Genomic DNA, 19,510 nt, shown 5'->3' on the forward strand with positions numbered 1-19,510 from the left:
CGCAGGTGCGCCGCCGCGGCGCCGACGTCAGAGGAGCCAGGCGGGCGGGCAGGCGCAGGCAGGCCGGGCGCAGGCGCGGGCGTCTGCCAGCGAGAGGAAGGCGCCTGCCGCATAGGTGCCGTCCCCAGACGGCCGCAGGGCGACGCAGCAGTCGATGGCGTCCCCGGCGAGCGCGACCGGCAGCAGGGGCACGACCGCATCGGTGGCCGGCACGTAGGCGGGCACGCAGGGACGGTAGCCGAGCGCGGCCGAGCGCAGCGCCCTTCGGCACGCCCGCTCGATGGGCGTGGCCAGACGGGCGAGAAGGGCCTCGTCTTCCAGGACCGCTCGACCCAGATCGTCGGGGGAGCCCTTCGCCAGGAGCCCGGACGTGCGCGGACTCTCCGCGAGCGCCTCCTCCAGGAAGGCGCGCGGGAGCCGGCTCAGCTGGTGCAGGGCGATTTGCCCGAGGTCGAGCTCGAGTTTCGCGTCCAGCGCGGGCACGAGGCCCTCCGCGGCGTCGAGGTAGCTCGCGGGCAGCGGAAGCTCCCCGAAGGCCGCGAGGGCTGCGGGCCGCTCGTCGGCGAGGGGGTCTGCCGCGACGACTGCGTCGGCCGTCCACGGCGCGGCGACGCCGGAGGCCCCGCCCTCCTCCGTGGCCTTGAGGACGAGGTACACGTCGAGCCCGCGCGGGTCGCGCAGGCCGGTGTCGAGCGCGGCCCTCCTGCCCGAGGCGTCCTGGACGAGCCTGCCCTGGCGCCTGATGCGGAACACGGTCGCGCAGAGGTAGTAGCGGAGAAGCCCGTGGGAGTCCGCGACGTCGCCGTCCTTCTCGAAGCGCCACCCATCGGGCGCGCAGGCGGATGCGAGCGCGCCGACGAGGGCGTCCCACGAGGGGATGGCGACGAGGGAGGCGAACTCGCGCCTCACGCTGACGCGCTCCTCGAAGTCGCGTCGCGCGGGGACGAGCAGCTCCCAGGGCTCGGCCTCGACGGGGCACCCGGAGGGGCCGGCGGCCTCGAGGGCCGCACCGGTCGCGTCGTCGTCCACCCGCTCGACGCGCCAGGACCTCCCGGTGGGGTCGGCCTTCCCATGGGCGAGCGCGAGCTCGATGGGGGTGCCGTCGGCGTGGAGGTAGCGCAGGGGGAAGGAGACGCGCGTGCGGCTTCCCCGGACGGCGCCGGTCGAGACGGCGTAGGCCCAGTCCTCGTCGAGCACCTTGGGGAGGTTCGCGTCGAAGGGGAGGGCGCGCGCGAGGGCGCCGGCGAGGCGCGTGGGAAGGTGCACCTCGGCGGTGAAGTCGGTCGGGATGCCTCGCAGGTCGGGCGCCTCGTCCACGGCGATGGGCAGCGCCACGGGCGCGACGGGTGCCGCGGGTGCGGCGGATGCCGTGGGGGCCGCGGGCGCGGCAGGGGCGGAGAAGGACGTGGGCGTCGTGGGCTCTGCGGAGGGGCGGGCCGGCGCCTCGGCTGTGCCGTCCTCGCCGTCGACCTCGGCCTCGGCGGTCGGCGCCTCGTCGGCCGGAGCCTCGTCGGCGGCAGCCTCGCTCGCAGGTTCCTCGCTAGAGGCCGGCGCGACGCGCACGTCCTCGCCGGATGCAGCCTCGGGCTCCGCGGGCTTCTCAGCCGCATCGCCCGTCACGGCCTCGGGCTCCACGGGTGCCGCCACAGCCTCGGGCTCCGCGGGGGCCGCCACGGCCTCGGGCTCCAAGGGGACCGCCACGGCCTCGGGCTCCGCGGGGGCCGCCACGGCCTCGGGCTCCGCGGGCTTCTTCGCCTTGCGCACGCACTTCGGCCTGGTAGGCCGCGCGCCCTTCGGCTGGCGTCCCTTCCTCCAGGGCTTGCCGCCCGCTGCCTTGCGGTCCTTGTCGTCCTCGGCGGCCTCGAGGTACTTGTCCCAGTCGGGGAGGCGCTCGATGCGGACGTAGGAGCGGCCTCCCTTGAAGTCGAGGATGGTCACGAACTCGTCGAGCATCTCGAGGAGCTCGCGCGTGGAGGCGATGCCGAGGTCCGCCGCCGAGAGGCCGTCCTCTGCGAGCACCTCCTCGACGTGCGTCACGAACGTCTGACGGCCGAATCCGAAGCGCTCCGAGAGGAGGCGATAAAAGTAGAGCTTATTCCCAGGTGTCAAGGTAGGCTGCAATTGTGGTCCCTTCGTAGTGTGCTAGACGATGGTAGCACCAGCACACCCTCCCGCGCCGCCTGCCACCCTGTCTTGGACCAGTGGCTCGCCCACGCGGCGCGCACCGGTCGTATCCTTGCTGATGGCGCTTTCAGGCGATGTTACACTCTGCTTTAAGAAAGGAGCGTAGAGGACACGAGGGGAAGGAGACGCCTTGGAATCTGGACGCGCGGCCGAGCTGGAGGGGATACTGGACGACCAAGCCGCGTACGAGGACGCCCTCGCCACCATCGAGGACGGCTTCTCGAGGCGGCTGTGCGCGGTGCGGACCCGCATCGTGGCGATGGAGGACGGCATCGGGGCACTCAGGCGGCTGGGCCTCGAGCGCAAGGTCAGGTTCCTGCGCGTGCTGGGCGGCAGGCCGGTCACGTGCCACGACGTGCGCCAGGCCGCCGGCGACGCCCGGGACGCCGGGGAGCTCCTCGTGGCGGACAACACGCTGGCCACCTCCTTCGGGTGCCAGGCGACGCGCCTCGGGGCGCACATCGCCTACGAGGAGCTGGACCACGTGGTGCAGCGCGAGGGCTCCAACCTCATGGCGATCAGCGTCTCGAGGGACGCCGTGCAGGCCGTCACCGACCTCGGCCGGAGGCTCAAGGGCATCCGGAGGCCCACGGCGGCAGAGGTCGTAGAGCTCGCCACCGGCCTGGAGGACTTCGACGAGCGCCGCCGCGCGGCCTTTGACTGCGCGCAGGTCGTGGCCTACTACCTGCTCTGCCACCCTAAGGTCGCCCACGTCTACTACCCGGGTCTGCCGCACGACCCGTCGTTCGCCGTGGCGTCGAGCATCATCAGGAACGGCTTCGGGAGCTGCGTCGACTTCGAGCTCGACCTCACGGACACCGGCTCCATGGCCCGTGTCCTCGAGAGCGCGCGCGAGGTGCTGGACCCGTGGGCCCCCGGGGGCGACGGCGTGGAGTTCCTAAGGCTCGCGCAGGGCGAGAAGGACCCGCTGCATGCCCTCGTCCGCCTGCGCTGCGGCCACGCGAAGCCCCTTCCGTTCGTCTCCAAGCTCGAGCGCGTCCTCGCGACCGCATGAGGTCGCGAGGGGTTCGTCCAGCAGCCTGGCGCTCGGTCCGGCGGGCGGCGCTGACAAGGACGTGGCGGGTCGTAGCCCTCGCGCTGGCGGCCGCCCTCGCGCTCGTCGCGCCTGTCGGCCTCGCGGCGTGCACGGACGACGCGGGCCAGGCTCGGGCGTCCGCAGCCGCTGTCCTCGACGTCCTCAAGGACCCCACGAGGGAGGGCCTCGAGGGGCTCGTGGGCACCTCCGGGGCGGCGGAGCTCGACGCGGCGGCGACCGAGCTCGCGGGGGAGGGCATCGACCTCTACGAGCTGATGTCGCACCTCGGGAGGCACTTCGACTACACGATCGACTCCGTCCAGGTCACGGGCGACGAGGCGGTCGTGGCCGTCTCGAGCTCCAACGCGGACTTCTCGGCGGCGATGGCCTCCGCGGAGGCGCGCGCGGACGCGTGGCTCGAGAGCGAAGATGGCCAGCAGGCGTACGCGGCGGGCGACAAGGACGCGATCTCGAGGCGCTACGCGGAGCTCCTCTACGAGGAGGTCGACGCGTCGACGGAGACGGTCAGCGCCTCCGGCGAGCTCAGGCTCCGCCGCGCCGACGGCTCGTCCTGGAGGCTCGAGGACGGCAGCGAGGACGAGCTCGTCTCCGTCTTCTTCGCCGGTCAGCAGGTCGCCTGGTAGGGGAGGCGCCACGGCGCGGGCGCCGGCCGCGCGCCGGGACCCGCGCCACGGTGCGGTCGCGCATGGCACGCTCCCCGGCGACCCCGCCGTACCTACGGGCGTACGCGCTGGTAGGTGACGTAGGAGAAGGGCACGCCCCCGGCGGTCACCCCTCCGGGCTCCTCCTCGGCGACGACCCATGACGGGTTCGCGTCGAGGTCGGGGAAGAAGGCGTCGGCGGGGAGCACGACGTCGTTCTTCGTGACGTAGGCGAGCTCGCAGGCGGGGAGGAGCTCGCGGTAGACGCTCTCGCCCCCGATGAGCCAGACCTTCTCGCCCTTCCCGCCCTTCTCACCTGCCCCTTCCGAGACGGCGCGCAGGGCCTCGTCGACGTCGTGGACCACCTCGACGCCGGCGGCCCGGAAGCCCCCGTCGCGGGTGAGGACGACGTTGCGGCGCCCCTTGAGCGCCCCGCCGGGGAAGCTCTCGAAGGTCTTGCGGCCCATCAGCACGGTGCCGCCCATCGTGAGCTCGACGAAGCGGTGCATGTCGGCCTTGTTCCTCACGAGGAGCCTGCCCTCGGAGCCGATGCCCCAGTCGCCCGTCACAGAGACGATCGCGTTCATCTGGCCTCCTAGATCGCGATGGGGATGTTCTTGACCTGCGGGCCGTGCTGGTAGTCCTCGACGACGAGGTCGTCGGTGGTGAAGTCGTAGAAGTCCGTGACCTCGGGGTTGAGCGAGACCTTGGGGGCCGGGTACTGCGGGCGCTCGATGAGCTCGCGTACGACGTCGACGTGGCGGTCGTAGATGTGGGCGTCCGCGATCATGTGGACGAGCTCGCCGGCGACCATGCCCTCGACCTGCGCGACCATCATGAGCAGGAGCGCGTACTGGCAGACGTTCCAGTTGTTGGCCGCGAGGACGTCCTGGCTGCGCTGGACGAGCAGCAGGTTGAGCGTCGGCCTCTCGTCGCCCGGCGCGCGCGTCACGTTGTAGATCGCATTGAAGGCGCACGGGTAGAGGTGCATCTCCGAGAGGTCGTGGAAGTTGTACAGGTTCGTCATGATGCGCCTGCTGTAGGGCTCGTGCTCGAGCTGCCACAGGACGCGGTCCATCTGGTCGAAGTCGCCCTCGGGGTAGTGGCTCCTCTGGGCCACCTGGTAGCCGTAGGCCTTGCCGATCGAGCCCGTCTCGTCGGCCCACTCGTCCCAGATGTGGCTGTGGAGGTCGTGGATGTTGTTGGACTTGCGCTGGTAGATCCAGAGGACCTCGTCCATGCAGCTCTTGAGGGCGGTCCTGCGGAGCGTGAGCGCCGGGAACTCCTCCCTGAGGTCGTAGCGATTGCACACGCCGAAGCGCTTGATGGTGTAGGCGCTCGTGCCGTCCTCCCAGTGCGGGCGGACCTTCTGGCCCTCGGTCGTGGTCCCGTTCTTGATGATGTCGTCGCACATGGCGACGAAGATCTCGTCTGCCTTGCTCATGTGGCTCCAATCTGTCGTCGTCCGCTGCCCTCGGGCAGCCCCTAGGCGGAGAGGCCGCCTGTCGCGCGCTTGTCGTCGGTCTCCAAGAGCCCCTCCCGGTCCCCTACAGGTGCTCCGCCGAGAACAGCGCGTCCCAGAGGACGCCGAGCGACATCGCGACCTTGCGGTCAGCCGGCAGCCAGTCAACGTCCAGGAGCTCGTCGCGGCCGAGCCAGCGCGCGTCGGAGTGCTCGAGGAGGGTCGGCTCCTCGCCGGGCGCGAGGGTGCAGACGTAGCAGTCGAGCGTGAGGTGGAAGTCCCCGTAGTCCTGCTCCACCGTGTCGAGGAACCACACGGTGGAGAGGCGCGCCGCGAGCTCCTCGGAGATCTCGCGCCTGAGGGCCTGCTCGCCCGTCTCGCCCTTCTCCACCTTGCCGCCGGGGAACTCCCAGCCTCCCTGCATGTCGCCGTGCCCGCGCTGGCAGCAGAACACGGAGTCGTCGCGGCTGATGACGGCGCAGACGGCGTGGACCTTACGCTCTGCCATGGCTAGGCCTCCCTTCCGGCGCCCGACGGCGAGGGGAGCGGCGCCGGGGCGCCGGGCTCCGTCGGAAGCGACTCGAAGCTCACGATTGCGTAGGACGACCCCGACTCGTCGGCGAGGTCGACGATGTAGCCGCCTTCCGTCGCGTGCAGGCGCGGGCAGACCACGTCCCCGAGCAGCGCCATGCTGCGGTACTGCACGCGGATGACGCGGGTCGAGAACTCCGGGTCGCGCGCGCGGACGATGCCGTCGGCGATCGAGACGTACTGGGCGTTGTTGACGTGGTTGTTGGTGTCGAGCATCTGCTCGACCACGTGGAAGCTCGGGAGCTCGACCCCGCCCTTGGGCACCTTGATCTTGCGCGAGGTGCGCGGCAGGTCGAGCCTCGGCTCGCCGGTGACGTAGACGTGCTCGAAGTCCGGGATCCGGCAGGGGCTCTTTGCCGCCGTGTCGTAGGTGAACCAGATGGAGTCGGCGAGCACGCAGGGCTCGCCTCCCTCGTCGGTGATGGAGAAGTTCCTGTTGGAGGTCACGCTGCCCATCTCGTAGGCGTTCGTGGAGACGCGGATCTTCTCCGCGAACCTGGGGAGCCTGAGGACGTGGATCTGCCAGGCGGCGATGAACCAGGCGTAGTCGTGCGCCGCCATGAACTCCAGCCCGTGGCCGACGTGGTCGGAGTGGAAGGTCGTGCAGTCCTGTAGGTAGTCGATCAGGCCGACGATGGAGAGCCTGCCGCTCTTGTCGCACTCGCTGTAGCGGACCCTGCTTTCGAACGAATACATGCAACTCCTCACTGTTGGCTTCGTATACGTTAGCACCCGGCGCCCGCCCTGCCAGCGCGCCGCCTCGGCCTACGCCTGCTGTCCATGGGACGGTCGGCGCTGGCCGCGGATGCGTCTTCCGCGAGTTGGCCGGCTTCGTGCCGCCCGCTAGCAGTCCGGCTTCGTACCGCCCGTCTGCGATGGTGGTATCGTGGTGAGGATTGGAGTGGATGGCATGGCCCGAGAGACAGACATTCGCGTCATCAAGACCAAGCGCGCGATTCGCGAGGCGGTGATCGAGCTGATGCGCGATCACGACCCGCGCGAGATCACGGTGCGCGAGGTCGCGGACGCCGCCTACATCAACCGTCGCACGTTCTTCGCGCACTACGACTCCGTGTCGCAGGTGGTCGACGAGGTCGTGGAGGAGGGAGCGACGGAGGTCGTCCGCATCCTGGATGAGGGCGACTCCACGTCCCTGCGCGGCGTCTATGCCATTATCCGCAAGATATACGCCCAGTCCAAGGACGCGTCGAGCCCCTTCGGGAGGGTGTTCATGACCTCGGCGCGGCTCGAGGTCTCCAACGAGGTGCGCTCCGTCCTGAGCAGGCGGCTCCTCAGCCGCTACTCCGGTGGCGCCGAGGTGGGCGCTTCGTCGGCGTGCGGGGAGATGGGGACGACCGGGGCAGAGGGGGCACCTCTGATGCCCAGGACGTCCGGGATGCCTGGGGCGAGCGGGAACCTCTCGCAGGAGCGCACCGCCTACCTCTCTGACTACATCGCCGGCGGCATCGTGTCACTCACGCTCAGGTGGCTCACGCGCGACAACGACATGAGCGCGGAGGAGACCGAGGAGGTCAGCTCCCTGACCTACGACCTGCTCGTCGAGGGCATCAAGCGCCTGAGCGCCTCGCGCAAGGTCGTGCTGCAGAGCTAGCGAGGAAAGGCCCCCTCCTGGGTGGCGGGCGCGTGGGCTTCGGCGGACGTGCGGGAGTCCGCGTGGCGCCGTACCGGTTGCCCCGCCCCCAAGCTATCCAAATGCAGAATCCGGTCGGAAGGGCTGCATCGGGTCGGTGGATCGTCGGAGCGGAGGCGCCGCGCGGGCCGCCGTCGGGGTCCGTGCGCAGCCCCCGCTCCGCATCCGTGCAAATCCGGGACCTGTGGACGAGTCAGCCATGGTTGACTGGCGCTCGTGAGCGGGATGAGCGCCAACGGCTCCGAGAGACCAAGCCCAATCCTGGGCAAATGCGAGTTGCATGCCTCCGCGACGTCGTCGGACGCCTCCGGACCCGTCCATAACTCCGAGAATCGCACAGGCCATGCGTGAGAGTTGAGCGAGCTCGGCTCGCAGAAGCCGGTGCGCCCGGCTGCCGCGCCTGTCGCGCGCACAAAGAGGGGCCACAAAGAGGGGCCGCAAAGAGGGGGCGGGGCCCACCAGGACCCCGCCCCACTAAACGGTTGACGCTCGAGCGGCATACGGTCTGGTACGTGCACCCGCCGAGCGCCTGCATCACTGCGCTAGTCGAGAACCGCCTCGCGCTCCTCGTCGTTCGCCTTCATGCGACGAACCTTCTCCTCGGGCTCGAGGTCGTTGACACCGTCGTTGAAGACCTTCTTGCCCGTGGGATGCTCCTCGAGCCAGAGCTTGTTGGCCGTGGGTGCCCAGCTGGCGGCGTAGGGCGCGGTGCGCTCCTCGATGCTCTCCGGGGTGACCGGGGTGACGTACTCGGTGCAGTGGGCGCCGGCCTCCTTGACCATCTCGGGGAGGATGGTGGGGTTCTCGAGCATGGGGCAGGGCTGGAGCATGTTGTCGTTCCAGGGGTAGCGGGAGCGGTAGGCCTGGAACATCGGCTGCTTGAGGCAGTCGACCCACGCGCCGTCGCGGATGTTGGCGTTGGAGTAGTGGATGAAGACGCAGGGCTCCACGTCGCCGCGGGCGTTCACGTGGCAGTAGATCCTGCCGCCCGCGATGCAGCCGCCGACGAACTCGCCGTCGTTCTGGAAGTCCATCGCGAAGATGGGGTAGCCGCCCTCGAAGCCGCGGACCTCGCGGATGCGGTGGAACATGTACTCGCGCTGCTCGGGCGTGGGCATGAGGTCTGCGCTGGCGCCCTCGCCGACGGGCATGTAGTGGAAGTACCAGGCCCAGCGGCAGCCCTTGTCGACCAGGAGCTGGAAGAACTGGTCGGAGGAGACGCGCTCGGTGTTGGCGCGGGTGTAGCAGGTGGAGGTGCCGTAGAGCAGGCCGTGGGCGTGCATCAGGTCGAAGGCGTGCATGACCTCCTCGAAGGAGCCGGCGCCGCGGCGGCCGTCGTTGACGCTGGCCTCGTAGGACTCGAGGGAGACGGAGAAGACGATGTTGCCGAGCTCCTGGACCTTCTGGCAGAAGGCCTCGTCCACCAGCGACGCGTTGGTGAAGATGTTGAACAGGCAGTCGTCGTGCTTCTCGGCCAGCTTGAGGACGTCGCCCTTGCGGACGAGGGGCTCGCCGCCGGTCAGCATGAACAGGTGCGTGCCCAGGGCCTTGGACTCGCAGATGAGCTTGTCGCACTCGTCGTAGGTGAGGTTGAGGCGGTTGCCGTAGTCGGCGGCCCAGCAGCCCACGCAGTGCTTGTTGCAGGCGCTCGTCGGGTCGAAGAGGATGATCCAGGGCACGTTGCAGCCGAGGTCCTCCGCGTTCTCCATGCAGGTGCGGAAGCCGCGGAAGCCGGCCTCGTAGCCGCCGTTAAGGATCGCGGTGCGCAGCACGTGCGGGTCCGTCTGGTCGATGAGGTCGAAGAACCACCTCTCCCACTTGCTGCCGGGCTTGAGGCCCGTCTTGATGCCCTTGACGACGCCGGGCGCGACGTCCTTGAGCAGCTTCTCCGCCATGCTGACGCCGTGCTCGAGCTTCTTCTCGCGGTCCTCGCCGGAGCCCGCCTTGAGGATCTGGTCGATTGCGACGCTGAACGCCTTGCGCTCCGCCGCGTGCGCGATCTTAGACTGCATGATTACCTCTCTCCTTCGACGCCTGGAGCGGCCCCGCAGGTCGCGCGGGCCACCGCTCACGTGAGATTCTCTGAAGTCGCACGCAGGAGCGCAAGAAACAGAATCCGCTCGAATGGTATGATATCTTCCCAAAAAGAGACGGAGCGTATGCATATCGTACGGACTGTGGGGAAATTGCCTATGAGCGAAGATATGCGCGTGTACAAGACGAAGCGGAACATCGAGCGGACCTTCCTCGAGCTCCTCGCCAAGCACCCGTTCGACAAGATCACCGTGCAGATGATCACCAAGGAGGCCCTCGTCAACAAGGGCACCTTCTACAGGCACTATGCCGACAAGTACGACCTCGCGCACCAGGTGGCGCAGAACACCCTGGACCGCCTCGCCATGCACGTGCTCGCCAACACCGAGGTCGCGGCCGACGAGGCCGGGGGCCACGCGGACACGAACCGCTACATGAGGACGCTTCTCGCGACCTTCGACGACGTCCTTCCCGACCTCGTTCTACTCAGCAACATAGACCTGCCGGACGTGAACATCCGCGTGAGCATGACCCGCGTCATCTGCGACGGGATCCGCCCCCACATCAAGGACGGCCGTGAGCTCGAGAGCCTCGAGACCGAGGCCTGGGTCATAGCGCAGCTGACGCTCGCCTACCCGGAGTACATGGAGGACACCGAGAAGCCCCTCGACCTCTTCGGCTACATCGTCTCGGTGCACCAGGCCTCGGAGCTCTTCCTGCCGTGGCTGTCCGACGGCAGCGACATGAGGGCGGCGCACGAGGCGTACTACGACGCCACCTGCATGCTGCCCTCCGCGCGCCCCTCGTGGCTCGCGAACGCGACGCACGCGGGCCAGGCCCCCCGTCCGGCGCCGGCCCGCGGCGAGACGACCCGCGGCGAGACGGCCCGCTAGCGCCTCAGGGCCTCGCCGAAGGGCGGGAAGGCCACGTCGTCCACCTCGCCGAAGCGCGGCTCGCCCTCCCTGTCGGGCGCGTAGGGGCTGAGCGCGTCGACGACGAGCTGGTTGCAGGCCGGGAGCGCCCGCGCGATGTAGGTGCTGACGGGCCCCTCCACCGCGTCCCCGTCGACCTCCATGGGAATCGCCAGGGCGGACTCCACCCTGATGTCGCGGCCGGTCCAGGACTCGATGTGGGGCCGCCCCATCTTCCTTCCCTCGCGGTCGATGAGGCCGAGGAAGAGCGGCTTCAGGAGCTGGGCGGCGTCCTCCGTCTCCAGCATGATGACCGTCAGGGTGCCGTCGTCGAGGGCGCAGCCCGGGACGATCTCTATGTCCCCCTGGATCGTCGCGCTGTTGGCGACCATGCAGGAGATGCCCGTGCGCTCGTAGGTGACCCCGTCCACAGTAATGGTGAAGCGCTGCACCGTGGGGTGGGTGTTGGAGAGGGCCGCGGTGAAGTAGGCGGCCTGGCCGAGCCTGCGCTTGGCGGCGACGGCGGCCTGCATGAGCTGGGCGTCGTAGCCCAGGCCAGCCATGAGGCCGAAGCCGGTGCGGTGGCGCCGCCCGCGCTCGTCGAGCCACATGATCTCGCCGAGGTCCGTGTTCGCGCAGCGGCCCATGCGACAGGCGCGCGCGATCGCGGCGGGCTCGGCCGCGTTGCCGAGGCAGTTGAAGAAGAGGTTGGCCGTGCCCGAGGGGAAGACGCAGGTGAGGACGCCACGGTCGCGCAGGGCGTAGAGCATGTTCGCGACCGTCCCGTCGCCGCCCGAGATCACGACTAGGTCGAACTCCTCGGCGTCGGCGAGGGCCCGCGCGTCGTCGCCCTTCTCGCGCACGATGCGCATGACGCACTCGTCGCCGGGGTGCAGGAGGGAGCGCTCGAACTCGAAGATCGCGTCCGAGCCGAAGCCCGACTGGGAATTGTGGACGATGAGTGTGCGCATGCTCTCTCCTCGTTCGCCGGGTGCCTCATGGGAGGGGAGGGTCCGGATTGTGGCTATGATGGACCGGGCGGAGGATGCCTGGGCCCGTAGCAGGAGCTGGTTGCGGGTGCCAAGCGGGTGCCCCTTCGGCCCATGGTAACCGTTTCGCACGCGTCCCAGCCGGGAGGTTCAGTGTACATATCGGATGAGGGCAAGCTCGCGGAGTTCTGCGCGTACGCGTCCGGCCTCAGGGTCGTCTCGGTGGACACCGAGTTCCTGCGCGAGAAGACCTACTACCCGCTGCTCTGCCTCGTGCAGGTCGCCGCGGGAGACAGGATAGCGGCGATCGACCCCATCCGCATCCACGACCTCTCGCCCCTGAGGGCGCTCTTCGAGAACCCCGACGTCACCAAGGTGTTCCACGCCTGCGGCCAGGACCTCGAGGTGATCTTCGACGCCATGGGCTGCGTGCCCGAGCCCGTCTTCGACACCCAGGTCGCCGCCGCGTTCCTGGGGCACCGCATGCAGATCGGCTACGGGGCGCTCGTCGAGGCCTACACCGGCGTGCGCCTGCCCAAGGCTGAGTCCCTCACTGACTGGTCGAAGCGCCCGCTCGACCCCGAGCAGCTCAAGTACGCCGAGGACGACGTGCGCTACCTCACGGGCATCTACTCAGAGATGATGGACGAGCTCGTGAGGGCCGACCGCCTCTCCTGGGTGCTGCCCGAGATGGCGGCGCACGCGGCGAAGGGGAACTTCGTTCGCGACCCGCGCGAGACCTACCTGCACCTCAAGCGCGCGAGCACGCTGACCCGCCGCCAGCTGGCCATCGCGCGCGAGGTGTGCGCCTGGCGCGAGGAGACGGCTGCGCGCCGGGACATCCCCCGCAAGTGGGTGCTCTCCGACGAGGTGATCGTCGAGGTCTGCAAGAGGGCGCCCCGCACGATCCAGTCGCTCAAGAAGATCCGCGGCGGCGACTCGGTGGGCACGCGCGACGCGGGGCTTCTGCTCGAGGCCGTGAGGCGCGGGGTGGAGTGCGACCCGTCGGAGTGCCCCGAGATGAGGCGGCGCCAGCGCCCGTCGGGGGAGACCGAGGGCATCGTCGACCTGCTCTACGCCCTGCTTCGCCTCAAGGCCGAGCGGGCCGGGGTCGCCGCGCAGCTCGTGGCCACGAGGGACGACCTGCTCGAGTTCGCCCAGGGCCGCCCGACCCAGATCACGGAGGGCTGGCGCTACGAGATCGCGGGCAGGGACCTCGAGGGGCTGCTCTCGGGGTCGGTGGGGCTCACGGTCAAGGACGGGAGGATCGAGGTCCTGTAGGGGGTGACCGTGCGAATTCGTGTCCCCCTCGTGGACTAGGGTCTTGCAGGCGTCTGCCGGAGGCGGCGCGGGACTTATGGGTACAACCACACAAGGCGTCGGCGAAGGCGGCCCGGCGCGGATTGCGAGGTGGAGGCTATGCCGTTCTATTTCTACTATGACCTGCCCTACATCCTGCTCGTCGTGGTGTCGCTGGCCCTGGGCGGGCTGACGCAGGGCTACATCAACAAGACCTACAGGAAGTGGTCGAAGGTGACGGGCTCCATCGGGATGACGGGGGCGCAGGTCGCCCGCCGCATGCTCGACGACGGAGGGGCGCGCGACGTGGGCATCACGCGCGTGTCCGGCCACCTCACGGACTACTACGACCCGCGCGACAACAGGCTGCACCTCTCGGACGAGAACTTCGAGGGGGCGTCGGTGGCCTCGGTCGCGGTGGCCTGCCACGAGGCGGGCCACGCGGTGCAGACGGCGAAGGGCTACGTGCCCGGCAGGGTCCGCACGGCGCTCGTCCCGGTCGTGAACTTCTCGCAGCAGGCGTGGGCGGTCGTGTTCCTCGTCGGCGTATTCCTGGGGCTCACCGGCTTCGTCTACCTCGCCATCGCCCTGTTTGCCTTCTCGGTCGTCTTCCAGCTCGTGACCCTGCCCGTCGAGATCGACGCCTCCCGCAGGGCGGTCGCCTACCTCTCGCAGGCGGGGCTCGCGATCGACGAGCGAGGCGCGCGCCAGGTCCTCACGGCGGCCGCCCTCACCTACGTGGCGGCGGCGCTCGTCTCGGTCCTGCAGCTGCTCTACCTCGTCGGCCGGACGGACAGGGACTAGCATGGCGGCCGAGGACAAGGTCACGCTCAGCGTCTCCGACGCCGTCTCCCTCGCCAAGCAGCGGGTGGCGTCCACTCCCACGCTCGTGGTCACCGGCGAGGTGACCGGCTTCAGGGGTCCCAACGCCCGCTCGGGGCACTGCTACTTCCAGGTGAAGGACGACCAGTCCGCGATGGACGTGATCGTGTGGAAGGGCACCTATCAGCACGCCGGGATCGACCTGCGCGACGGCATGGAGCTCGAGCTCTCCGGGCGCTTCGACGTCTACCAGAGGACGGGGCGCCTCTCGTTCGTGGCGCGCTCCGTCTCGGTGGCGGGCGAGGGCCTGCTCAGGCAGCGCGTCGCCGAGCTTGCGCGCAGGCTCGAGCGCGAGGGGCTCATGGACCCCGCCCGCAAGAGGCCCATCCCGCGCTTCTGCACGAGGGTGGCGGTCGTGACGTCGCTGTCCGGCAGCGTCATCGACGACGTCAAACGCACGCTCAGCAGGAGGAACCCCCTGGTGGAGATAGACGAGGTGGGCTGCAAGGTCCAGGGTGAGGGGGCGCCCGCCACCATCATCCGGGCGCTCGCGGTCGCCGCCGCCGCCCGACCGGAGGCGATCCTGCTCGTGAGGGGCGGCGGCTCCTTCGAGGACCTCATGACCTTCAACGACGAGGCGCTCGCCCGGGCGGTCGCCGCCTGCCCGGTGCCGGTGGTGACGGGCATCGGCCACGAGCCCGACACCTCCATCTGCGACATGGTCGCGGACAGGAGGGCCTCCACGCCCACCGCAGCCGCCGAGTCCGTCGCGCCCGCCATCGACGAGGTGGTGGAGACGATCAACGCACGCCAGGACCGCCTCGGCAAGGCGGTGGCGACGATGGTGGCGCGCGAGTCGCAGCGCGTCGAGGAGCTCGGCGCCCGCGCGGGGCGCTCGGAGCGGGCGCGACTCGGGCGCGAGGAGGTCTACGTGGGCTCCCTCGCGAGCCGCAGGGTCTTCCGCGAGCCCATGAGCATGGTCACGGACCGCCTCGACCAGCTGCGCATGAGCGAGCAGCGCCTGCACGATGCGATCCCGACGTCGCTCCAGCGCCGTCGCCGCGCCCTCGACCAGGACGCGACGCGCCTGATCGACGTGGGCCCGCGCCTCCTTCGACCCTACGAGTCCGACCTCGCGCGGCTCGCGTCCTCGCTCGACGCCCTCTCGCCGCTCAAGGTGCTCGGCCGCGGCTACGCCATCGCGCGCGACGCGGAAGGCCACGTCATCTCGGACGCGGGGCAGGTCGAGCGCGGCGACGGCATCGAGGTCCTGCTCGGCAGGGGGTCGGTCAAGGCCCAGGTCACGGAGAAGAGGGAAGGGCGCTAGCGGCGGGCCGCCGGCGCGCGAGAAAGGAAGCCAATGGAGGAGCAGCAGACCAAGGACGAGCCCAGGAGGGTCGAGGACATGACCTTCAAGGAGGCGTCGACGGAGCTCGAGCACATCGTGCGCTCGCTGGAGGCCGGCGACCTCGAGCTCGAGGAGTCACTCGAGCGCTACAGCCGCGGCGTGGAGCTGCTGAAGAGCCTGAGGGCGCGGCTGGCCGACGCCGAGCAGAAGGTGCGCGTCCTTCTCGACGCCAGCAACGACGAGGCGCTGCCGGACACGACCGACGCGCCGTCGACGGCCTTCCTGGGCGAGTAGGGCACGAAAAGACGCGAGAGTAGGGGAGACGCTATGTCGGACTGCATTTTCTGCAAGATCGCAAACCACGAGATCGAGGGCGACTACGTCTACGAGGATGACCTGGTCTGCGCCTTCAGGGACGCGAACCCCGAGGCGCCGGTCCACGTGCTGGTGGTGCCCAAGGCCCACTACGTGAACCTCGGCGAGGACGTGCCCGACGAGGTGCTTGCCGCCCTCGGCCGCGCCGTGAGGGAGGTCGCGCGCCGCACGGGCGTCGACAAGAGCGGCTTCAGGGTCATCTCCAACGCGGGCGCCGACGCCGACCAGGTCGTGCAGCACCTGCACGTCCACGTGCTCGGCGGCGAGTTCCTCGGCAAGGGGCTGCTGCCCGAGCGGTAGGCAGGCGGCACGAGGCGCGGCGGCCCCGCTGGGTGCGTGCGCCGCGCGCGAGCCCCCCCGCCGAGCGACGCCCTCCGTCCGCCGGACAGGAGGGCGTCGCCCCAATTCGCCCCGGATGGTTGTCTTTGGGGTTATTATTCTAACTGCCCGTTATTTTTTCGGCCCGTTCACGGGACGACCAGGTCTTCGAGGAGAGGAATTCATGAACGTACTGGTTATCAATGCCGGCAGCTCTTCGCTCAAGTATCAGCTGCTCAACACCGAGACCCGCGAGGTCTTCACCAAGGGCAACTGCGAGCGCATCGGCATCGATGGCTCCTTCATCGGCTACACGGTGAGGGGCGGCGAGAAGCAGAAGCTCGAGGTCGCCCTTCCCGACCACAAGACGGCCATCAAGCACGTCTTCCAGCTGCTCGAGGAGGCCGGCTTCGACCAGAGCAAGATCGAGGGCATCGGCCACCGCGTCGTTCAGGGCGGCTGGTACTTCCCCGAGTCCAAGGTCGTCACCGACGAGACGCTCGGCTGGGTCCGCGAGGTCGCCCCGCTGGCGCCGCTGCACAACTACGCCGAGGCGGACGTCATCGAGATCTGCCGCGACATGTTCCCCTCGATCGGCAACGTGATCGTGGCGGACACCTCCTTCCACTACAACATCCCCGAGAAGGCGCACCGCTACGCCCTCCCGCGCGACGTTGTCGACAAGCTGCACATCCGCAAGTACGGTGCCCACGGCACGAGCCACCGCTACATCTGGAAGACCACCAAGGAGCTGCTCGGCGACGACGTCCACAAGCTCGTCTCCTGCCACCTCGGCTCCGGCGCGTCCCTCTCGGCCATCCAGGACGGCCACGACATGGACACCACGATGGGCCTCACCCCGCTCGACGGCCTCATCATGGGCACCCGCTGCGGCACCATCGACCCGGCGACCGTCTGCTACCTCGTGCGCGAGGGCGGCTACACCATCGACGAGGTCGACACGATGATGAACAAGCAGTCCGGCATCCTCGCCATCTCCGGCGTGTCCTCCGACACCCGCGACGTGGAGGAGCGCGCCCAGAAGGGCGACGCCCACTGCCAGATGGCCCTCGACATGTTCTTCTACCGCACCTCCCAGCTGATCGCCGAGATGGCCCAGTCCATGCACGGCTTCGACACCATGGCCTTCTCCGCCGGCATCGGCGAGAACTCCGACACCTTCCGCTCCGCCATCTGCAAGGAGCTCGCGTGGTTCGGCGTCAAGATCGACGAGGAGAAGAACTCCGTCCGCTCCGACGACCCGCGCGTCATCTCCACGGAGGACTCCAAGATCAAGGTCCTCGTTGTCCCGACGAACGAGGAGCTCATGATCGCCCTCGACGTCCAGGAGCTGCTCTCCAAGTAGCGAGATAGGGTCCGACAAGGACAAGGGTCCGACAAGGACCCGTCGTTCGGGGCGGTGGTCGCTTGCGGCCGCCGCCCCCTCGCATGTGGTGGCGGCCCGGCAGGACGCCCGCCGCGCCCTGCCGCGGCGGGTCCTGCGGGCGCGCCGGGCGCGAGAGGGATGGTGGCAGATGCGCTACACGGACGTGGTCTTCGACATAGACGGCACGCTCATCGACTCGACGCGGGCGATTCGTGCGGGCCTCGACGACCTCGCACTGGAGCTCGTGGGCCGCAGGCTCACTCCCCAGGAGGCGGCGCTCGGCAACGGCCTGCCCGCTGGGCCCGCGCTCGAGCGCATGGGGCTGCCGGGCGACGAGGGGACGCAGGAGCGCTGGATCAGGAACCTCCTCGCGCACTGGGACGAGGTCGTGGTCTTCGACGGCGTGCCCGAGGTCCTGGCCGGGCTCGCCCGGAGCGGCGTGAGGCTCGGGGCGGTGACGGCCGAGACCCGCTCCGAGATGGAGCGCGGCTTCGCGACCTTCGACGTCTCGCGGCTGCTCGCGCACGTTGTCGTGGCGGAGGACACGGAACGGCACAAGCCCGACCCGGAGCCGCTCGAGTCCTACCTCGCCTGGAGCGGGGCCGAGGCAGGAGACGTCCTCTACGTGGGCGACGGCCTCGTCGACGCCGAGTGCGCCCGGGCTGCGGGCGTGGACTTCGCGCTCGCCGCCTGGCGGCCCCGTCCCCTCAGGCGCGGGGTAGGGGAGGTCGCCCGCCTCGAGGAGCCGCGCCAGGTGCTCGAGCTCCTCTAGGGGGCGGCCCCTAGGAGGCGAGCCTCGCCTCGGTGGCCACGTACTGGTAGGCCACGCGCGGCGAGCCTTCGGCCGTGTAGATGGTGCCGCAGCGGGCGAAGCCGCACTTCACGAAGACGGCCTGCATGGCCGCGTTGAGCTCGTGCGTGTCTGCCCGGGCGTTGTCGCACTGCTCCTTGATCCAGTGGAGGCAGAAGGAGCCCACGCCCCTTCCCTGCACCCCGACGGCGATGCGGCGCATCACCCAGTAGGGGTCGTCGTTGATCCACGCGCCGTCCTCGATCCTGGCGTAGGCCGGGTCGGGGCCGAGGAAGAAGGTGAAGCAGGCGAGCAGGCTGCCGTCCTCCTCGCAGACGTAGAGGTGGCCCTGCTCGAAGTCGTGCCGGGCGGTCTCGAGGGAGGGGTAGCCCCCCGTCCACTGCACGTGGTTGCCGTTGGCGCGCATGTAGCCGCGCGCCACCTCGTAGAGCTCGACACAGGAGCTGATCTCGGCCTCGGTGGCCTTGCGAATTCTCATGGTCCATCCTTCTCGTCTCGTGGCATCGCCCGCGCAGGGCCTAGGGGATTATGCTCAGAAGGGGATTATCCTAAACCAATATTCCGAGCTTTCCTGAGGCTCCAGGAAGTCCATCCCCGGCTTGTGCTCGAAGACGTCGTCCGCGTCCGCGAAGGTCGAAGGACCGCGCCACGGCTCGATCGCGACGAAGGGGGCGTCGTTGGCGGCGCTCCAGACGCCCAGGTAGTCGAAGCCGTCGAAGTCCACCCTGACCCCGTGGCCGGCGGGGCCGGCGAGCGTCACCGTGCGCCCGGGCACGTCTGCGAGCAGGAGCGCGTCGTGCGCCAGGAGCTCGCGGGAGAGGGGCAGGACGTCTGCATCCTCGAGGAGGGGGACCTTCCGGCCTCGGTCCCACAGGCCGCTCTCGGGCTCGAGCACGGGGCTCGAGCAGGTCCAGGGGCGCGCGAACTCGAGGCGGTAGTCGGAGAAGGACTCGCCGGCCGCGAGGGGCACGTTGAAGGCGGGGTGGCCGCCGACGACGTAGGGCAGCGTTACCTTGCCGGTGTTGGTCACGACGAAGCGCTGCTCGAGGGCGCCGCCAGCGAGGCGGTAGGTCATCTCGAGCTCGAAGTCGAAGGGGTAGCGCTCGCGGGTCTCGGGCGTGCTCCTGAGGTCGTAGGTGACGGAGTCCGCCTCGGCGCGCTCGATCGCGTGCTCGAGGCCGCGGGCGAGCCCGTGCCGGCCGAGGCGCACCTCGCCCTGGGCGGACTCGGCGCGCCCGTCGCGCAGGTTGCCCACGATCGGGAAGAGCACGGGCGCCCTCCGGGGCCACCAGGTGGGGTCGCCCTGCCAGAGGTACTCGACGCCTTCGAGCCTGAGGCTCATGAGCTGGGCGCCCGCCGAGTCGACGCTTGCCTCGAGACCGTCCGTGCGAATCGTGGTGATGCTCATCGTGTCCCCCAACCTCGTGGCCAAGGCGCTGACGCGGCCAGGGCGCAGCCTCGGCCGACTCTCGCGCCGCGTGTTCGAGTATCGCACCTTACGGGCCCCGGCGGACCGGCGCCCGGAGAAAAAACGCTGCCGCTCGCCCCCGAAGAGCCGCAGGTAAGGCGACCATCCTGTTACGGATGGGCCGTCGGCGGCACGCGTGGGGCATACTTGACCGAGTTTGCC

The 19,510-nt window shown here is 69.6% G+C and carries 20 protein-coding genes; 11 read left to right on the top strand and 9 right to left on the bottom strand.

Features of this window, described 5'->3' with window-relative positions; all coding sequences use genetic code 11:
- Positions 1-27: 27 nt before the first annotated feature.
- A complete protein-coding gene (locus VXJ25_RS04120; protein ID WP_330957946.1) occupies positions 28-2,109 on the bottom strand; it encodes a DUF3825 domain-containing protein in 2,082 nt (693 codons plus the stop codon).
- A gap of 205 nt (positions 2,110-2,314) precedes the next feature.
- Here VXJ25_RS04120 and VXJ25_RS04125 point away from each other — a divergent pair, with 205 nt between their 5' ends.
- Positions 2,315-3,199 (top strand): PLP-dependent transferase, encoded by an 885-nt coding sequence (locus VXJ25_RS04125; protein ID WP_330957947.1) that lies wholly within the window; start codon positions 2,315-2,317, stop codon positions 3,197-3,199.
- Entirely contained in the window at positions 3,196-3,864 is a 669-nt protein-coding gene (locus tag VXJ25_RS04130) for a hypothetical protein (RefSeq protein ID WP_330957948.1), read from the top strand. The genes VXJ25_RS04125 and VXJ25_RS04130 overlap by 4 nt, the downstream gene beginning before the upstream one ends.
- Before the next feature lie 92 nt (positions 3,865-3,956).
- Here the strand turns inward: VXJ25_RS04130 and VXJ25_RS04135 are convergent, their stop codons facing one another.
- The 4 genes from VXJ25_RS04135 to VXJ25_RS04150 form a co-directional block, all read right to left on the bottom strand.
- The gene (locus tag VXJ25_RS04135) at positions 3,957-4,469 is read right to left on the bottom strand and encodes a dihydrofolate reductase (protein ID WP_330957949.1); all 513 of its coding nucleotides are present in this window, start codon (positions 4,467-4,469) and stop codon (positions 3,957-3,959) included.
- Between the two features lie 8 nt (positions 4,470-4,477).
- Positions 4,478-5,326, bottom strand: a complete 849-nt coding sequence (thyA, locus tag VXJ25_RS04140) for a thymidylate synthase (RefSeq protein ID WP_330957950.1) — start codon at positions 5,324-5,326, stop codon at positions 4,478-4,480.
- 103 nt (positions 5,327-5,429) lie between these two features.
- Complete coding sequence (locus tag VXJ25_RS04145; RefSeq protein WP_330957951.1) at positions 5,430-5,852, bottom strand: (deoxy)nucleoside triphosphate pyrophosphohydrolase; 423 nt, start codon at positions 5,850-5,852, stop codon at positions 5,430-5,432.
- 2 nt (positions 5,853-5,854) lie between these two features.
- The gene (locus VXJ25_RS04150) at positions 5,855-6,631 is read right to left on the bottom strand and encodes an acyl-[acyl-carrier-protein] thioesterase (protein WP_330957952.1); all 777 of its coding nucleotides are present in this window, start codon (positions 6,629-6,631) and stop codon (positions 5,855-5,857) included.
- A gap of 214 nt (positions 6,632-6,845) precedes the next feature.
- On the opposite strand from VXJ25_RS04150, the gene VXJ25_RS04155 reads away from it, so the two are divergent.
- Positions 6,846-7,547 (top strand): TetR/AcrR family transcriptional regulator, encoded by a 702-nt coding sequence (locus VXJ25_RS04155; protein ID WP_330957953.1) that lies wholly within the window; start codon positions 6,846-6,848, stop codon positions 7,545-7,547.
- A gap of 581 nt (positions 7,548-8,128) precedes the next feature.
- On the opposite strand, the gene VXJ25_RS04160 is transcribed toward VXJ25_RS04155, so the two are convergent.
- Positions 8,129-9,598: a radical SAM protein gene (locus VXJ25_RS04160; protein WP_330957954.1), complete on the bottom strand. Its 1,470-nt coding sequence runs from the start codon at positions 9,596-9,598 to the stop codon at positions 8,129-8,131.
- 180 nt (positions 9,599-9,778) lie between these two features.
- Here VXJ25_RS04160 and VXJ25_RS04165 point away from each other — a divergent pair, with 180 nt between their 5' ends.
- Positions 9,779-10,513 (top strand): TetR/AcrR family transcriptional regulator, encoded by a 735-nt coding sequence (locus VXJ25_RS04165; RefSeq protein WP_330957955.1) that lies wholly within the window; start codon positions 9,779-9,781, stop codon positions 10,511-10,513.
- Here VXJ25_RS04165 and VXJ25_RS04170 read toward each other — a convergent pair.
- Complete coding sequence (locus VXJ25_RS04170) at positions 10,510-11,502, bottom strand: diacylglycerol/lipid kinase family protein (RefSeq protein WP_330957956.1); 993 nt, start codon at positions 11,500-11,502, stop codon at positions 10,510-10,512. The genes VXJ25_RS04165 and VXJ25_RS04170 overlap by 4 nt on opposite strands.
- Before the next feature lie 171 nt (positions 11,503-11,673).
- Here VXJ25_RS04170 and rnd point away from each other — a divergent pair, with 171 nt between their 5' ends.
- The 7 genes from rnd (at position 11,674) to VXJ25_RS04205 (ending at position 17,841) form a co-directional block, all read left to right on the top strand.
- Positions 11,674-12,801, top strand: coding sequence for a ribonuclease D (gene rnd, locus VXJ25_RS04175; protein WP_330957957.1), 1,128 nt, complete (start codon positions 11,674-11,676; stop codon positions 12,799-12,801).
- A gap of 138 nt (positions 12,802-12,939) precedes the next feature.
- Entirely contained in the window at positions 12,940-13,623 is a 684-nt protein-coding gene (locus VXJ25_RS04180; RefSeq protein WP_330957958.1) for a zinc metallopeptidase, read from the top strand.
- 1 nt (position 13,624) lies between these two features.
- Entirely contained in the window at positions 13,625-14,968 is a 1,344-nt protein-coding gene (gene xseA / locus VXJ25_RS04185) for an exodeoxyribonuclease VII large subunit (RefSeq protein WP_330957959.1), read from the top strand.
- A gap of 33 nt (positions 14,969-15,001) precedes the next feature.
- Positions 15,002-15,283, top strand: a complete 282-nt coding sequence (gene xseB / locus VXJ25_RS04190) for an exodeoxyribonuclease VII small subunit (RefSeq protein ID WP_330957960.1) — start codon at positions 15,002-15,004, stop codon at positions 15,281-15,283.
- 33 nt (positions 15,284-15,316) lie between these two features.
- The gene (locus VXJ25_RS04195; RefSeq protein WP_330957961.1) at positions 15,317-15,664 is read left to right on the top strand and encodes a histidine triad nucleotide-binding protein; all 348 of its coding nucleotides are present in this window, start codon (positions 15,317-15,319) and stop codon (positions 15,662-15,664) included.
- Between the two features lie 202 nt (positions 15,665-15,866).
- On the top strand, positions 15,867-17,048 hold the full coding sequence (locus VXJ25_RS04200; RefSeq protein ID WP_330957962.1) for an acetate/propionate family kinase: 1,182 nt from the start codon (positions 15,867-15,869) through the stop codon (positions 17,046-17,048).
- A 169-nt stretch (positions 17,049-17,217) separates the two neighbouring features.
- Positions 17,218-17,841 (top strand): HAD family hydrolase, encoded by a 624-nt coding sequence (locus tag VXJ25_RS04205; protein ID WP_330957963.1) that lies wholly within the window; start codon positions 17,218-17,220, stop codon positions 17,839-17,841.
- A 10-nt stretch (positions 17,842-17,851) separates the two neighbouring features.
- Here the strand turns inward: VXJ25_RS04205 and VXJ25_RS04210 are convergent, their stop codons facing one another.
- Entirely contained in the window at positions 17,852-18,358 is a 507-nt protein-coding gene (locus VXJ25_RS04210; RefSeq protein ID WP_330957964.1) for a GNAT family N-acetyltransferase, read from the bottom strand.
- Between the two features lie 54 nt (positions 18,359-18,412).
- Positions 18,413-19,288 carry an aldose 1-epimerase family protein gene (locus tag VXJ25_RS04215; RefSeq protein WP_330957965.1) on the bottom strand — a complete coding sequence of 292 codons (876 nt, stop codon included), beginning with the start codon at positions 19,286-19,288 and terminating at the stop codon, positions 18,413-18,415.
- Positions 19,289-19,510: the final 222 nt, after the last annotated feature.

Origin of the sequence: Olsenella absiana (genome assembly GCF_036408855.1) — a bacterium.
Lineage (GTDB): Bacteria > Actinomycetota > Coriobacteriia > Coriobacteriales > Atopobiaceae > Olsenella_K > Olsenella_K absiana.